10 protein-coding genes are annotated in these 17468 nt (G+C 46.1%); 2 read left to right on the top strand and 8 right to left on the bottom strand.

The window, feature by feature from the left end:
* Window positions 1-3 precede the first annotated feature (3 nt).
* From ACSQ8P_RS03510 to ACSQ8P_RS03485, 6 genes are all read right to left on the bottom strand, one after another.
* A complete protein-coding gene (locus tag ACSQ8P_RS03510; RefSeq protein WP_436233921.1) occupies window positions 4-1404 on the bottom strand; it encodes a restriction endonuclease subunit S in 1401 nt (466 codons plus the stop codon).
* Window positions 1394-3100 (bottom strand): type I restriction-modification system subunit M, encoded by a 1707-nt coding sequence (locus ACSQ8P_RS03505; RefSeq protein WP_436233920.1) that lies wholly within the window; start codon window positions 3098-3100, stop codon window positions 1394-1396. The genes ACSQ8P_RS03510 and ACSQ8P_RS03505 overlap by 11 nt, the downstream gene beginning before the upstream one ends.
* 402 nt (window positions 3101-3502) lie before the next feature.
* A complete protein-coding gene (gene rlmD, locus ACSQ8P_RS03500; RefSeq protein WP_436239447.1) occupies window positions 3503-4921 on the bottom strand; it encodes a 23S rRNA (uracil(1939)-C(5))-methyltransferase RlmD in 1419 nt (472 codons plus the stop codon).
* Window positions 4922-5130: 209 nt separating this feature from the next.
* Window positions 5131-6060 (bottom strand): diacylglycerol kinase, encoded by a 930-nt coding sequence (locus ACSQ8P_RS03495; protein WP_436239446.1) that lies wholly within the window; start codon window positions 6058-6060, stop codon window positions 5131-5133.
* A gap of 52 nt (window positions 6061-6112) precedes the next feature.
* Window positions 6113-6895 carry a sirohydrochlorin chelatase gene (locus ACSQ8P_RS03490; protein WP_436233919.1) on the bottom strand — a complete coding sequence of 261 codons (783 nt, stop codon included), beginning with the start codon at window positions 6893-6895 and terminating at the stop codon, window positions 6113-6115.
* A 139-nt stretch (window positions 6896-7034) separates the two neighbouring features.
* Window positions 7035-7325, bottom strand: coding sequence for a YerC/YecD family TrpR-related protein (locus ACSQ8P_RS03485; RefSeq protein ID WP_056612830.1), 291 nt, complete (start codon window positions 7323-7325; stop codon window positions 7035-7037).
* A 238-nt stretch (window positions 7326-7563) separates the two neighbouring features.
* Here ACSQ8P_RS03485 and ACSQ8P_RS03480 point away from each other — a divergent pair, with 238 nt between their 5' ends.
* On the top strand, window positions 7564-8187 hold the full coding sequence (locus ACSQ8P_RS03480) for an aminotransferase (RefSeq protein WP_436233918.1): 624 nt from the start codon (window positions 7564-7566) through the stop codon (window positions 8185-8187).
* A 70-nt stretch (window positions 8188-8257) separates the two neighbouring features.
* Here the strand turns inward: ACSQ8P_RS03480 and ACSQ8P_RS03475 are convergent, their stop codons facing one another.
* Window positions 8258-13735 carry an S-layer homology domain-containing protein gene (locus ACSQ8P_RS03475; RefSeq protein WP_436233917.1) on the bottom strand — a complete coding sequence of 1826 codons (5478 nt, stop codon included), beginning with the start codon at window positions 13733-13735 and terminating at the stop codon, window positions 8258-8260.
* 46 nt (window positions 13736-13781) lie between these two features.
* Window positions 13782-14948 carry a HupE/UreJ family protein gene (locus ACSQ8P_RS03470; protein WP_436233916.1) on the bottom strand — a complete coding sequence of 389 codons (1167 nt, stop codon included), beginning with the start codon at window positions 14946-14948 and terminating at the stop codon, window positions 13782-13784.
* A 307-nt stretch (window positions 14949-15255) separates the two neighbouring features.
* Between ACSQ8P_RS03470 and ACSQ8P_RS03465 the strand changes: the two genes are divergently transcribed.
* Window positions 15256-17376, top strand: coding sequence for a helix-turn-helix transcriptional regulator (locus ACSQ8P_RS03465; RefSeq protein WP_436233915.1), 2121 nt, complete (start codon window positions 15256-15258; stop codon window positions 17374-17376).
* Window positions 17377-17468 lie beyond the last annotated feature (92 nt).

The following is a 17468-nucleotide window of genomic DNA, read 5'->3' as shown; positions in this document are numbered from 1 at the left end:
AAGTCAAGACTCCTCATCAATTAGTTCAATTTCGCCAGATAAAAGCTTAGGCAGAAGGGATTCCTTTAATTGAGAGAGAGTCCTTGATTCATAAATATTATTTTCGATTTGAGAATATATAAGTTTTACATGATTAGTGTACTTCTCAATAGTTTCATGTGTTGGAACAATCACAGGTATTGGATTAAAGTTCTTCTTACTGATTTCAGCAAATGTAGTACCACTTGCTCTTTGTTTTATTTCTTCCAATTGAAATTCACACCACTGTAACACAAACTCCGGTGATAATAACTTGTGACACTTCATTGCAATAAAGCCTTGGTTTATCGCCACTGGTACTTTTGCAATGGCTAGATAACCTACTGGTGCTCGTGAGGAGATTAAAACAGTATTAGCAGGAAGTAATCCAGAACTGATTTTTTTTAAGCCCTCCTCAGTTATTTTTCTTTCTGTTTCAATAAGAACTTTCTCTCTTAGATTCGATAAATCTTTTGGTGTTGCCCAGTTAACAATTCCGCCATCCCAAAATTCATTATTTCTCGTTGATGGTGTGGCTCCCCCAACAACTGTCACTTCCTTACCAATTTCCGATACTATCCAACCATTGGGTATATTCCCCAAATCCGACTCTTGCATGGTGGAAGGGAACATAGCTGCTACCTTTGTAAGCTCTACGAAGACTTCGGGCTTTTGTTCTTTCAATTGAGCAAGACCTGCATCATCTATTCCCGAAATAGTCCTAATGGCTGCGTGTTCAGCTTCGTAGCTAGAACCTCCCTTATTCAAAACGGTCATTTTGGCTTTCACTGGTTCAAAATCAATAAACCAGCTCTTAAAGATAGCTTGAGCTAAAAGTTCAAGAGTTTGGTTAATTTGGTCATTTAGTTCTATTTTACAATCTAATTGGTTTAAAATTTTTGCTATCTTATCTTGGTGACACTTTTCAACGTCTGGAACTAACACTTTGGCCAAATCAGATCCTCTTATGCCAGCAGCACCCGCACCTTGCTCCACTATTGCATCTATCGCTACCTTCCCAAGTCTGCTAGAAAAATAATAATAGTAAAATAGTGGGTTGGATATTTCATTATTTAGTCTACATCTGATTAAATGCGATTCAAAACAAACATCCTCATCATCACCCAAAAAGATTGAGCACTGACCGGCTCCATCCCGCACTAATGATTGACGAGCAAAAAGTAAGTCTCCTATCTTAACCATTGATGTTGCTTTTTCTTTATCATTTAAAGGTACACGATCCATTTGGACATTTTTAATTCTGGAAAATCGAAATAGCTCTCCCATATTTATCATCTTATAGCCTTCACCGCGTACACTTTTGGGTTTGGTTAAACCATTCCTAATTGGAGCTTCAAATAGTGCCTCGAAGGGTCTATATTTCATACCCCAATCCCTCCATGCTCTTTCTAATCTCGATAAGTAGGTGATTACCTTCCTCGTACTGAGCTTTTAAACGCTGTGTAAGGTATGTCATTTTTTCAGCAAAAGGCTCATTATCGTCCTGCTGCTCGGCAGATCCCACATAACGTCCTGGGGTTAGGATATAGTCACGATCTTGTATATCTTTTAAAGTCGCCGAAAAACAGATGCCAGGCTGGTTATTGTACCCCTCCCCAAGTTGCCATGCATGAAAGATAGAGGTGATTTTGTCAATATCTTGTTCTTTATTAAAGTCACGTAACACGCGATCTTTCATATAACCTAAACTACGAGCATCAATAAACAGGGTTTTACCGGTCCGATCATGTTTCCCATTACGACTCTTCTTATTTTTTGTAAGAAACCAAATACAGGCTGGAATTTGTGTATTTGTAAAAAGTTGCCCTGGTAAAGCAACCATGCACTCGATTAAATCCGCTTCTATCAATGTTTTGCGTATCTCGCCTTCACTATTGGTATTTGAGCTCATTGATCCATTGGCAAGCAGAAGCGCCATAGAGCCGTTATCGTTCAGGTGGTAAAGCATGTGCTGCAGCCACGCAAAGTTTGCATTATTTTGAGGGGGAGTTCCATATTTCCAACGAGCATCGTTTTCCAGATTCGTATGCCACCAATCTCTTACATTAAACGGGGGATTAGCCATTACAAAGTCCGCCCGTAAGTCGGGATGCTGATCATCAAGAAAAGAGTCGGCGTTTTTCTTTCCAAAATTAAAATCAATGCCGCGGATTGCCATGTTCATAGCTGCTAATTTCCATGTAGTTGGGTTACTCTCTTGACCATAGACGGAAATATGTCTTTTCTGCTCTGTTGCGTTGTAATGCTTCTCCGTAGCGTGTTCCTCAATAAACTTTTGACTAGACACGAAGAAGCCGCCTGAGCCCATAGCCGGGTCGTAGACTCTACCTTTGTAAGGCTCTAACATTTCAACAATTAGACTTACAATACTTTTGGGCGTATAGTACTGTCCACCTTGTTTACCTTCTGCTAGAGCAAACTGCCCGAGGAAGTACTCGTAAACATGGCCAAGTATATCCTTGCTATTCAACTGTAGTGGTTCCCCATTATAAACCGGGTTACTAAAACTAGTATCTGAGAAGCTATTAATTAGTCCAATTAATTTTTCATTATCTATTTGATACTGGCTGATGCGATTAAGGATACCTTTAAGTTTGGTATTTATTTTTTCAATTTCATCCAAAGCATTGTCGATTAGCCATGAAATAGAACGTAATTTCACGTCCTCACCTTTCTCATTTTTCCATATTACTGAGCCGATTGGTAATGCAGCAAGGTTTTTCAATGTGCTCCAACGCGCCGCTTTTGGCACCCAAAAGATATTTTTCTCCTGGTAGTATTCAATAAGTTCTAATTCTTCATTGATTGCTTGTTGATAGTCTTCATCAGATTGGTAGTCATCTCTGGGCAAGTAATAAATATTATCATCGTCATCCTGTTGAAACAGGTCCTTTAGCTCGTTTTGTCGCTCTTCGAACGCGTCAGAGACATACTTTAGAAAAATCAACCCTAATACAATATGCTTGTAGTTGGCCGCATCGAGATTGTTACGCAGTTTGTCTGCTGCTTTCCATAGCTTATCATCGAGTTCATTTAGAAATTGCTGTTCGTTGTCGATCATGTGTTACTCTCCTTATGATTACAATTCAATTTATTTCATTATCAGACTATATAGATAAAAAGTCATATAATTATTCACTTTATAATCAAATTCGACTTAATCTGCCTCCATCCCTTCTGCAATTGCTGTAACTTGAAGGAAAGTCAGAGGATTCCTTCCTCTTCTATATCAAAAGCACTTCAAGTGGCTTTCAATAGATTATGATTGAAGATAGGGAAAGGAATGCATATAAAAGAAGGACAGAGCAGAAAAAGCATTCTACTCCGTCCTTTTCGTTTCTCAACTTACTTTTTCAATTTTAAGTAAGCATAACTGAAGCTGGTAACTATTACACCAGTAACACATCTCACTTTACATGACACATCTAAAGGAACTAACTGACTTAAGCTAGCCTGTCACATCTCATTTTCGAACCATCAATATGACACTTTCAACATGCACCGTCCACGGAAACATATCCACCGGCGTCACCTCCGCGACGCCGTACCCGCCATCGACCAGCACGCGCAAGTCGCGCGCGAGTGTCGATGCGCTGCACGACACGTACACCACGCGCCGCGGCCGCAGCTCGAGGATGGTCGCCAGCAGCGCCGGGTCGCAGCCCTTGCGCGGCGGGTCGACCACGATCACGTCAGGCCGAACGCCCTGACGTGTCCACTCCGGCAGGACGACCTCGGCGGGTCCTGCCTCGAAGTGCACGTTCGTCATGCCGTTTAACTCGGCATTCTTACGTGCATCCGAGATCGCCTCTTCGACGATCTCGACGCCGTACACCTGTCCCGCGCGCTGCGCCAGGAACAGCGAGATCGTGCCGATGCCGCAATAGGCATCGACAACCGTTTCGCCGCCTGTCAAAGCGGCGTACTCCAGTGCCTTCCCGTACAAGACTTCCGTCTGGACGGGATTCACTTGAAAGAAGGATCGGGCGGAAATGGCAAATTTCACTTCGCCGATATAGTCATAGATGACCTCGCTGCCCCACAGGGTGCGAGTCTCATCCCCAAAAATAACATTGGTCTGTCTCACATTAATGTTATGACAAATGCTCTTTACCGCAGGCAAAGCCTCGCGAATGCCAGCAATCCACTCATCCGCACGCGGAATCTCCGTACCATTGGTGACCAAAACAACCATGACCTCGCCCGTGCGGAAGCCGACTTTAACGACGACATGACGCAGCAGTCCAGTCCCCGTCTCTTCACTATAAGCGCGAATTCCTAAGCGCGAACCGATCTCTTTCACACGCGCAACGACTTCGTCGTTCGCCTCATGTTGTATCAGGCACTCTTCCATATCAATGATGCGATGGCTGCCCTGCGCATAGAATCCGCCGATGAGGCCGCCTCGCTCTTCCCCAAAAGGAACCTGAGCCTTGTTCCGATATCTCCACGGATCGTTCATCCCCAACGTAGGATGAACAACAATTCCTTCCGAGAAAGATGAGGAAGGAGAGGCACCAAGTGTCGGCTCACCCGCCACAGCCAACTTCCCAATCCGCACCAAATTATCCACGACCTGCTGCCGCTTCACCCGAAGCTGCGCCTCATAACTCAAATGCTGCAGCTGACAGCCACCACACTCATCGTAAATCACACAGTCGGGAGCAATACGATCCGCACTCTTCTCAATCAGTTCCACCAAAGTAGCGTACCCATACTGCTTTTTCAGATGCCCTACCCTAACCAATGCACGCTCACCCGGCAGCGCCCCCGCGACAAAAAGGGTAAAGCCGTTCACACGGCCCACCCCTTCGCCATCATGGCTGATCCCAATGATCTCAGCCTCGTATTGCTGTCCGATTTGCACAGGCAAGCCTGCCATCCAAGCTGGCACTTCTTTTTTCCCTTTGCTGTTACCATTCACTCTGTTACTCGCTGCCGAACTCCCCGCTCTTCCAGCGGATCCCGACCTGCCACTACCTCTATGTTTACCTGGCGCCGAGCCAGATGTACCTTTTGTTTTCATAATAACCTCACTTCATCTTTTAACCTTCCAAGTGGGAGGGTTGGGCACTTGCACTACCCTAAACCCTACTCACCCTCATCATGCCCATTTCCATGCCCCTTCAAATGAAACGGCGTGGTCAAAGCATCAAGAAATTTCTTTTTATAAATCGACTGCCCCGACTCATCCACAATCACCCGCAAATGGCTCTGCAAATTGGTCATCACACAAGGCAATGTACCGCCGAACTCTCCATCTAGGTTCAACTGAACGTAGTCCGGGGAATTAATTTCGATATGATTGGTCTGAAAATAGATCAAATTCGGATCACTCAAATGCTCGCCGCGCAGCGCCAGTGAGACGATACGGATGAATTCTGCCAGGTTGCATTTCTTCAATATAATAACATCGAACATGCCATCATTAATGTTGGCTTCTGGAGCTAATTTCTCGAATCCACCAACGGAGTTGGTGTTGCCTACAAGGAAGAGCATGACTTCTTCATGCATCTCGCGATCGCCGGCTTTGATATAGAGCTCGATTGGCTTCAGCCTAGGCAGCTTCTCGAGTCCCTTCATATAATAGGCCAACTGGCCGATCATGGTTTTGAGCTTGCTCGGGACTTCATACGTCAGCTCGGTCATCGAGCCGCCCCCAGCGATGTTGATGAAGTAGCGGTTGTTGATTTTGCCTACATCGATAGCGGTTGAATACTGTTGAATGATGAGGTCGCAGGCATACTCCAAGTTCTTGGGGATACCGAGCGCACGCGCAAAATCATTCGTCGTCCCGAGCGGCAAAATGCCGAGCGGCGGTCTGCCTTCTCTTTCGGCCATACCGTTGACGACTTCGCAAATCGTACCATCGCCACCCGCTGCGATGATTAAGTCGAACCCGCGACTCACGGCCTCGGCCGCTGCGAGTGTGGCATCTCCTTCACCGATGGTCGCGTGAGCGGAGGTCTCAAACCCGCCGCGCTCTAAGCGCTGGAGGATTTCAGGCAATCTTTTCTTCATTTCTTCCCGGCCTGAAGTCGGATTATAGATCAATCGTGCTCGTTTGACCACTCTATGTCATCCCCTGTTCATCGTATGGGAATACGGAGGCAATCTGCCCCTCCATCCATTTGGAAATTTGTGGACTCGGCAACAAAGCTCGTCCATGATACTTATAGGTTAACCCTTCCAATCTGGAAGGAATCACTTTATGTGTAAAATACCCTTCACTCAGAAAAAGTGGTGTTACAATCACCTTATACTTAGGCTTCTCGCGGGCCCACCAGGCCATCTTCTCCGCTAGTTGATCTGGCAAAAGCATAGCAATATCCGCCTCGGCGAAGCCGCCCAGCGTTCTAACCCGCTCCGCGAGCTGCGTAAGTCCGTGGCGCCACTTCTGGTGGAAGCCATCTTCCTTACTCCCATGCCCCACCAATAGCAGAATCTCTTCCTCTGGCGACTCGGAAAGCTCTGCGATTTTGCCATAAAGAATAGCTGCAATATCGGGATGATCATCAATCGGCGACGTGAAGTGAATTCGCGCGCGTATGTCTAAGAGCTCCATGTCGGTTTCGAGCACAGGCTCGGCAATAACCCCTAACGCGTAGCTGATCTCATCTATATGTGTACTCCCAGAGGACACGAATAGCGGAACGACGATAATATCGGTCACGCCTTGCTCCTCTAAGCTGTATATCCCATCTTGTATCAATTTACCCTCGACAAGCTCCAAATATGACGCATAAATGGGCATGCCATCAGGCATCCGAACCGCATTCACGGCATCCTCCACCAGCTGAACCCAACCCTCATCACGGGATCCATGGCTAATGACCAGCACACCATACAACCTCATTCCAACTTCCCCCACCCGTACGAACTAAGCCTATCTTCCTATGCTAACGAAAGTGGTCACCTATGTCAATTTGAAGCCTGCTTAAACAGAGAAAAACCCCGCATTACACGAGGTAATACAGGATTCTGCAAGTTATTATTTAACGATTCAAACGATCCAATGTCAGTACATAACCATCGTTCCCGTAATTCAGGCACCTTTTGACCCGCGAAATGGTTGCTGTTGATGCCCCTGTTTCTGCTTCGATCTGGTTATACGTACATCCTTTGCGCAGCATACGAGCTACTTCAAGGCGCTGCGACAGCGACTGAATCTCATTCACGGTACACAAGTCATCAAAAAAGACGTAACACTCTTCAATATCCTTCAACGTTAGTACAGCTTCAAAAAGCTGGTCTATGGCTTTATCATTTAATTTTTTTAATTGCATCTGCTGTCAACTCCCGGTCAAAAAGCATGTTGGCTTCATGGTTCTCTAAGCTCCTGTGTATCATTCGACACGTACTGGGTAATTCCTTCCTTTAGGATTGCAGAACGTTAAAATTTCTATGCGTTAATTGGCTAAATAGCAACAAATCCCCAGGACCCGTGACATTCGTCCATACCAAAGGTAGGCAAGTGACATATCCTGTAGGAGACAAATCTGATAAAAAGGATCGTGAATCCTAGTGACCAACCCAAGACAACAAATTATTGGTAATGGCGGAAATCGTCCTGAAGTAGAAACAAGGAGCTTAACCCTTCCCGGTGAAGGCTTCGGTCAATACCCTGGCTTAGGCGGTGGCAATCCCTTCGGTGGCGGCGGCTTTGAAGGCGGTGGCGGCTTCTTCGGCGGTCCTCCTGCTGGCGGCAATGCTGGTGGTGGATTTTTCGGCGGCGGCGGTGGCGGCAATGCAGGCGGTGGTTTATTTGGCGGTGGCGGAGGTAATGCCGGTGGTGGTGGCGGTAACTTCCTAAGCAATCTCCTTGGCGGTGGTGGTGGTGCCGCTGGAGGTTCTTCGAACCCGCTAAGCGGCTTAAATATGAAGCAAATCTCCGGCTTCGTTGAGCGGATGGGTGGTATTGACGGCATCATCGGCACAATGGGCAAGGTTCAGAAGTTCATGTCGACGTTTCAGCAAATGGCACCGATGGTGAAAACACTCCTTGGCTCTGTCGGCAAAGGAAAAGTAGCCTCTGGAGACGTAGAGGAAGTCTTCCGTCCGAAACGCAAACGCCGTAAGAAATCCGGCACAGCCAGAAGACGCAAAGGCCGCTCCACATCCGGCACGGCTAAGCGGAAGCGCAGATAGTCTCATCTATGCTAACTCATTCGTAAAAGGCTCCCCGTCTTCATAGACGGAGGAGCCTCTTTACATGTTGCTATTTTTTCAATGATCGTAAGATGATTGCTGAAGCTTCTGCACGCGTTGATATCCCTTGCGGTTTCAAGGTGCCGTCCTGGTAACCATTCAATAACCCCTTCGAGGTCAAGACAGCTACTGCCGCCTGTGCCCACTCCGAAATAGATGAAATGTCGGTGAATTCCATGCCTTCTGTGCCTTTATCATTCATATGTGCTGCCCGTACAATTATTACAGCCATTTGCTCTCGGGTAATCGTATCATCCGGACCAAATGTCGTATCCGTGTATCCTGAGATGATCCCATTGGCTGCCGCTGTAGCAATGGCATTCTTAGCCCAATGGTTCGTGGTATCGCTGAACGCTCCTCCACCCTGATCGCTGAGCTTTAAGAATTTGACAACGATAGAGACGAATTCTGCTCTTGTAATACGGCCTTCCGGTTTAAAGCTGCCATCTGGATAGCCATTGATCGCTCCCTGCCCAATCAATTCACGAATGCTAGCCTCTGCCCAATGTCCTTTGATATCAGTCAGATTGGTTCCATCTGATCCAGGACTTTCAGGTACAGGCTTATCATCTTCTTTGGGAGTAGCAATGACGGCAAACTTCGTGAAGTGAGTAACGGATCCCGTCACGGTCCCTTTCACCTTATCCACCACAATGTTCTCTAGTTGCACCCACTTGCGCGTTGTTTCATTAAACCAGTATAGACTAACTGCTGATTGATCTAGATCTACTTTTGTTATCTCAAAAGGCAATGTAATTTGGATCGCTTTACTGAACTCACCAGCTGAATCTTTCTTGATCTCATAGACATCACTGACTAGCTTGGATGCTGTGTCGATCGGTAGAGATGCTGCATCTGGTAGTTTATTCACAGTTACTTTGATTGTACTCGTTACAGCGCCATTCGGAATAACAAGTTGCACTCCCTCTAGGGTCGCTGTTCCTCCATTAACAGGAATGGCAGTTTCCGTGTTATTTGGTGGAGCACCTGTACCTCCACTACCTCCATTACCGCTATCTCCGGAATCGGAGTCTCCCGGTATAGTCGTGAATTTCCAGATATCCGACTGTGTCCTGCCTCCATACACATCTTCGGCAACCGCATACCATTGGTAACTTGTATTCAGAGCAAGGCCGCGCCAGACGACAGATGCTTGCTGTCCACTTTGCACATCATCAACGCTACCGATCTTCTTATCTGTGTATACATTGACGCCGATATAGTCGGTAGCCACTCGTTTCGTTACTGGCTGCAGATTCAAGTCAATGGAGAACTCATCTTTACCAGGATGTTCGGTCGGATCATAGAAATTGTAATCATCTAAATACGGTGAATAAGTCTTCATATTGATTTTGTTATGTGCCAAGTCGAACTGCATGAGTCTAATATAGCCAAGTCCACCCTCAGGAGCTCCTTGGTAGTCAGCTAGCATTTGATAGACGTTACGGTCTGGTTGTTGGTCCCCGTCATCATCAATGGCATCGACTTTCAACTGAGCATCATGATAGTGGCCGGAAAGCGCGGCAATAACGTTCTTATTCGGTTTGATAACACGTTCGAACACTTTCTCCGCCATCGGGGCGCGGTTATTGGAAACGAGCATGAATTCGTGAAAGTTCAGAATTGCCTTCCGATTCGGAAATTGTTTCAAAACGACATTAATCCAATCAATCTCTTTATCTCCATAACCCCAACCCATGTAAATGACGATAAAATCGTTACCGTTCGAGGAAACGAGATCGTAATGTCCCCGATTGTTATCGTAGGATTCGCCGTACGTTGGCTGATCCTTGAAACGATCTTCCCCGAACCACTTCGCATAATAGCTATAATCGTTGTCTTGATGACCAACGTCATGGTTACCCGCCAGTACCCCATAAGGAATATTAGCATCTTCCAAGACTTTCATATCTTTATCCGCTTCTATCCATTGGTACTCTTGATCCGCGTTATCTACGATGTCACCGGTGTGGATAACATATTTAATCTTATTATCTTCTTTGTGATCAGCGATCCACTTGACGATCTGCTGATAGATGTGCGGGTAGCTTTTGGAATAATACTGCGTATCGGACATCCATACAAAAGAGAAATCGTAGTTGGATGACTCTACCGGCTGATTCATTTGAACGACGGCAATCTGATCCTGCACCATCACCTGAATCTTGCCTTTGTTCGCATACTCACCAGCTGTTACGACAGCCTTCAACTCAAAATCCTCTGTACCCGCGATAACCGTCTTCAGTGGACGCCAAGATTGCCCGCTTGGACTCCAAGCATACAAGGTAACTTTACGACCTTCGAGCGATTTCCCTTTCCAGTTAATTTCCACTTTATCCGAACTTTTGATAGCTGGATCTAGTGAAACCTCGAACCGTTGGTACGGGAATTTCTCATCGGAATCATCGATTAGATAATTCCCATCAAGCTTACTTACTTTCTCATAATCTTCTGGGGCAAAAGGTGTCTCTCCATCCGGCTTCTCCTGCTTAGGAGGCTCGGTATCGGAAGCGTTGCGATATCCCTTGAATTGCCCTTGGGTACTGGCATCGTATTTGAATCCGCCATAGAAGGAGACATCCAAGTCGTCATTCATTGGATCGGATACTTTCACCGTTAATACAGCATCGCTGTTCAAGACCGCCGCTCCTTGCGTTGGCGCAACTAACACAGGCTGATCCGGGATTTCATTCGGTACCTCGAAGTTGATCGTCTGATCGGAGACGTTTCCGACTTTATCCGTCGCTTTCAGGCTTAGTACATGCTTACCTCCTTGAAGCTGTGCTGATGACGTTGCAAGCGGCAATGTGATCGGTTGCTCGTCAAGCGTTGCCTCAACCTTTTCCACACCAGCGAGTAGGTCGGTTACGACCGCATCTAACGTGAATGGACCGCGGTACATTTTACCTTCTTCAATAGAAGGTTGAATGCTTGGAGCGGAGTTATCCACGATGACATGCGAGGTGACAGTACCTGCACTTGTATTGCTAACCGTAATCTGATGGTCGCCATCATTCATCGTTGGTGTGTTCCACACATAAGCCTTAGAAGCCAATTGTCCCGCTGGAATGACGAAATTAAAGTCGACAACTGGCGGCTTACCCGAAGAATCTCCCATTTTAATCACTTTGGCCGGATTGTTATATTTCGGATCATAAATAACCGTGCCATCGTCAAACACGAGACGTACATTCTTCACATCGAAATTATCTTTATTCTCAGCCGGTCGATCATCGAAAGGTGATGCTTTCGAACCCGCTCTGATGGAGAACAGATTACTGCCTTCCCTCAAACGCTCCGCTTGAATCGGCGTCGATAACGTTGTGTAGCTATTCACTGTATCTTGGAACGTATAGAGAATATCTTGCCCCTGAGTAACGGCATTTTTGAAATAGTAATTCACGCCTGTAGCTTCAAAGGCAAAGTAGGCATCATGCTCAACCGCATGAAAGGTAGAAGCTGTTAGCTCGTTTCCATCGATGGCAAGCTTCAGGTCATCCGCGCTAAGTCCTTCACCTGTCCCTTTAATCACTTTGGACCCAGCAACAATGTCACCGTCCTTGAAATTAAGGCGCAGAGCCGAATGATCTGAACCGCCATTTATGGCAATCCGCTTGGTGGCTGTTGTCGTCTCATTTTGACCATCGGAAGAAACAAAGTAGTAATCCACGTAGTCATTTCCAATCAGCTCTGGTGAGAAGATTGTGTAGTGGTATAACGTATCTGCGAAACTCTCTTTCAAATATTTTCTGCTAAACGTCGACTGCTTTTCTGTTTTATAGTAGAGCGCTACCGTTTTGATAGCTGTTTCATCTTTCATATCGCCAATCATTTCGAGATCTTTCGATTGTTCAATAACAGTCTCTTTGGTCAAATCGGTAATGACAGGCTTAATCGTATCTGGTTTCACAATAATTGTCTGATCAGGTGCTTGAACCTGCCCTACAGTTCCCGGCGTTGCCGCCAGTAGACCGGCACTGTATTTAACCATCGTTTTGCCGCCATCTTGTGGATACTTATATAGGATCCCTTTATTCGCCTTGGCATCACCAGTTACGAAATAGGCTGATGACACTTCGATTCCTGTATTCGTAGCAACCAAAATGCCCCTATTAGCGCCATTGGCCATACCATCATTGTGAATGCGCACCATATTGGTGCCTTCAACCACATGGGAATTGTAGTTGGCATTGAAGTCAGCCTCGGTCGCATTCTCGTTCCCCGCGTTGATAACCCAGAAGACAAGCGTACCCTTCGATGGAATGACCATGTCTTCTTTGTCTGCTGGCCAGATGACATCCGCGTCTGGTCCCGAATCGGTATAACGGTAGATCAATTGATAGTCTTTAAAATTAATCGGTTGATCCGTATTGTTATAAACCTCAATATACTCATACCCATCTGGTGTGCCTATATTCGTAGAATCAGGCACTATCTCCGTTACAAGAAGTGATGGTACCTTCGTATAGTCAAAATGATCGAGTGCCACATCAACCTGGTAAACGTTCGATCTCACGGTATTAAAACCATCATCCGCCTGAACATAATAGGTAAGTTGGCTCTCCGTTAACTTGGCCTTCGGAATAGCAGCTTGATACTGGTTACTGCCTGTTACGGTCATCGGGATCGAATCATAGGTCGTCTGTGCGCCCATTTGATAATACACCGCTGCGGATACCGTTTCGTCTTGCTCGGTGTTGGCAATCTGCGCTTGCAGGATGAGGTCGTTCTTCTGATCTGCTTGCGTAACTGGTGTATGGCTGACGACCGGAGGCTCCGAGAAGTTCAGCGGTATGGGTGGTACCTGTGTGGGATCGACAACCCCTGGCGTTGCAGCATTTTCCCCTACAGAATACATAACCATATTCTTTGTACCGTCTGACGGATAGCGATATAAAATACCTTTATCCGGTTTCGAAACCCCGTTTACGGCGCTTGTTTGGTAGCTTGCGATCGAGATATCGCTGCCGGATTTCTCTTGAATAAGAAGGGCTCTTGGACTCGTATTCGCCATGCCTCCACCGCCATCCACACGGAAAAGGTTCACATATTCTTGCAGATTCGTATGAAAGTTCGTATTAAAATCGGTCACCGTCAAACTGCCATTAGCCGCATTCGTTACCCATAAGGTAATGGTGGATTGGGCAGGGATTTTCATCGTGGCATAGGGGGTAGTATCATGCATTGCTGGCCAAACGGTATTCACACCACCATTGCGATAAACTAAGTTATAGTCTTTAAAATTAATCTCCTTATTCGTATTGTTATACACCTCAATAAACTCATAAGCATCGGAAGAAACCCCAGCCACATTGGTGGTATCTGGAGCAAGCTCCGTAATCAATAGCTTCGGTACTTTCGAATAGTCGACAGCGTTAACTTGTACATCATTGCCAACGGCACTAGCCATAGGTGCCAGCATGCTGAACATCATGCCAGCTACGGTGACCCCTGAAATCAATCGTTTCAAACTCTTTTTAACCAACATGTTAACGCCCTCTCTTTATAAAATGGTGCAAACTTCCTACTGCTATCTATTGGGTAAGAATGCGCTCAATGAACCAGTACAACCCGAATACGCCAACGATGCCCGAGGCATATAAGTTCCAATTGATCTTCAGCGGTACACGGCGTATCAATAAGAGTAGAGGAATCAGAACGCCTACCACGACAAGCTGTCCAATCTCCACACCTAAATTGAAAGAGAATAAGGGCAGCGCCATATGTCCAGACAAAGTCCCTCTCAGCACCTCTGCGAACCCAAAGCCGTGCACCAGTCCAAATAACATCGTGACGGCGACTCTTGCACTCTCTTTCCTCTTCCATATGTTTTCAACGGCAACATAGAGAATACTAAGCGCTATTAAGGGCTCGACGATTGCAGGTGAGAGATAAGCGATCTCTAAGGATGACAATACAAGGGTTATGCAGTGTCCCACTGTGAACGCCGTGATCAGCTTAACTACTTTCCACACCCTTTGTTCGGCTGCAAGCAGTAGTCCAAATAGAAACAGCATGTGATCTAGCCCTGACCAGATATGCTTCATCCCCATGAAAATATAAGTCTGAAGTGTACTTTGCCAGGATCCAGTAGGAATGGAAGACGTATCGTCCACTGGCTTTGCAGCTGGTGCTGTTGCAGTTGCTTTAACCGGATTCCCTGTAGCTGCTCCTGGCCCTTGAATCTGTACAATATAATTCTGGCTGCCAAGCACCTGCTCGATGGTCTGCCCTCCGACCTGAATGGTCGCATAGTTGCTATGATTGGGATCAACCCCGCTGTACCAGAAGAAATTGTACTGCATGAGATAACGTTTCACTGGAGAAGCAAATGTATAGTGAATATCGATCCCGATCATATCCATACTGGCCCGCTTCTCATGTTTGGCAGCAACAATGACACCTGTCCCAACCTTGCCATCGCCGGTAACGATGATCCCATCATCAACCAGCTTGCCGATGGCCCCCAAGGAACTAGCCAATTGCTGATCACTGATCTTGTCACCCCCATCTGCTTTGTCGGGGAAGATTTGAAGAAGATCATGTTCCAATAGAGATAGATGATACTCAATCGTATTAGAACCTATTTGGATATCGGAATAACCACTCGAAGAGAAATGAGCCCCCGCTGAGTTGGCTGCGGTTAGGGATACGATAACTAGTAAAGCTAACGTGAAGATGCTTTTTCTAATGTTCAACACATGCCTATTCCCCTCATCATTCATTTGCACATACGTATTTTGAAACTTTGTTGACGTCTCCTTTCCTTCGGCTTCGTTGATACATGCCCATCATATCCAGCCCCCCACGCCTTGCCTATACACATGATTTTCGTTCCTAAGCGATTGTTACGATTCTTCTTTTAAGCTTTTATAAAGCGGGAAATACATAAAAGTGCCCAGCTTCCAATAAAAAGCCCATACCCTTCACTCCAGATTTCATCTACAATTGAGATATATAACTCGCCGGAAGCAAGGCAGCGGAGCAATCAGAAGGAGCCTGCGACTTATGAAACTTTTCCCCATACAGAGATCCCTATTTCGAAACATCTTAGCCAGCTTTATGATCTTGATTCTCATCTTCTGTTCGTTTAATCTCTTGATTTTTTGGCTCGTCAAAAACCACCTCCGCAGCGAGATGATGGCACAAAATCGTCTTACCCTGCAGAAAGTGGCTGAGCGCTATCAATTTCAATTGGATAAAGTGCGAGAAGCTTTGTATAAGCAATTTACTGAAAAGACGGTCATTACGCTTAACAATCAAGTGATTTTAAAGAAGGATCCCGAGTCCCTTTCTACCCGTCCTATTGTGCTGGACATGCAGAGCATCGCTAGTGATTCGGAGCTTTATGTCGATAATTTGATCCTTATGTTCCGATCTACAAATCTAGCTCTAAGCAAGCTCGGTCCTGGCACAACAGTCGATTTATTCAGCAGCATCTACCAAAGCTCCCTGTATCCGCTCTCTTACTGGCAATCGCAGTTTGATCGCAGTGATAATTACGTGCTTCATCCGGGCACTTTATTTGGTAGCCCCTCACCATCAGGAGAATCAACAGGACGAATGTTAATTCCTTATTCCATTAAGCCTGCGCTGGCTGACAATATGATGATTGCTATGATCGATGGCAACCGCTTGCGTGACGCAGTTCTGAAGGAAAATCCTGATCTGAATATCACGATACTAGGGCCGAACCAAACAGTCATTTATGAGACAAATAAGGATTCCCGCCAGCTCCAAGAGCCAGTTGAGATTGAATATCAAGATGAAGACGGTTTACGTTACGTCATGAAGATGACTAGTCCTGAATTTTCATCTAGAATCCTTCGTTTGGACAATCTCATGATGATTCTGTTAGGCGTTTCTATTGTCATCGCCTTCATTGTCTCACTCTTTTTCAGCAAACGACTCCATAAACCAGTCCGACAACTGATCCAAGAAAAAGGCGAGATTCAGCAGGAGCTGCAGGATCAACAATCGGAGTTAATCAACTATCATTTCATGAATAAGTTGAAGAATATCCATCCTGACCCCGATGATTGGCAGCATATTCAAGGCACCGAGGGGACTTACACCATCGTGCTGTACGCGCTGCGGTTCCGCTCACCCGCTTTCATTCATGTCCCGATGAGCAGGGAACACATTTCGCAAACGATTCGCGAGCACATCAAACGAATGACCGATGAGCGGTTTCCCGATTCCCATACGCTGCAGATGGAACATCATCAGTTTCTAACGGTTTTCCCTGGCAATGAGCGAGAACGTATCCTTGGGATGCTCGAAGAGTTAAAGCTGGTGCTAGACGAGGATCTTCGCTATTGTCTGGTGACTGCCGCCATCAGTTCGGCGTTCGAGCATTCCCTGCAGTTCGGTCATGCCTACCGACAGGTGAATGAATTAGCTGCGCATGCCCGCTTACTGGAAGAAACGCAAATTGTCGTTGAGTATCGTTCAGATCGCGCTACCTACTTTCTTACTCTCACACAGGAGCAAGAACTGACCACAGCGCTGAAATCCGGTAAGGAGCAGGAAACGCTGGACCTCTTCCTTCCTTGGCTGGACGAGCTTGACATGAAGGAAGCGTCTGTGGATATGTTTAAGCATATGGTGCTTGCTGTAACCGATAAGGCCAAGATGGTGCTAGATCATTACAAAGTTCAACCTGACGATACGTTGCAGCTGCGGTCCATCCTGCTTCAATTAGAGGAATGCTGTACGTTGGACGAGTATAAACGAAGCTTCGCTTCTTATTTCCGTATCGTCACGCAGCTCATTCGTGAGAAGAAAGAGACGAATGATCCCATCATTGATCATGTGCTTAACGTCATTAAGGATCAGTATGCGGAGGATCTTTCACTCGATGTTCTGGCTGATCAACTAACGCTAAGCAGTTCCTACCTCTCGACGTATATCAAAGAGAAAACCGGAGCCAATTTCATGGAACATTTACATGATCGACGCGTGGGTTACGCGCAAGAGCTACTGGTCCATACCGACTCCAACATTCAAGACATTGGCATTCAAGTTGGCTACCGTAACATCTCTTCGTTTAATCGCATGTTCAAGAACCGCACAGGCTCTTCGCCTGGCGAGTACCGTAGAACACATCTGCTGGACAAAAGAGCATGAGAAAGAACCTGAGGCTCTGCCTCAGGTTCTTTTGTGTAGCGTATACTGTTGGACGAGCGGGATTGGATGCTCTAAGTCGATTTTTTCGACTT

The organism is Paenibacillus sp. LjRoot153, assembly GCF_964253085.1.
In the GTDB taxonomy this organism is placed as follows: domain Bacteria; phylum Bacillota; class Bacilli; order Paenibacillales; family NBRC-103111; genus Paenibacillus_E.
Note: the sequence above shows the minus strand (reverse complement) of the source record. Positions and strands in the feature narration are given on the sequence as shown.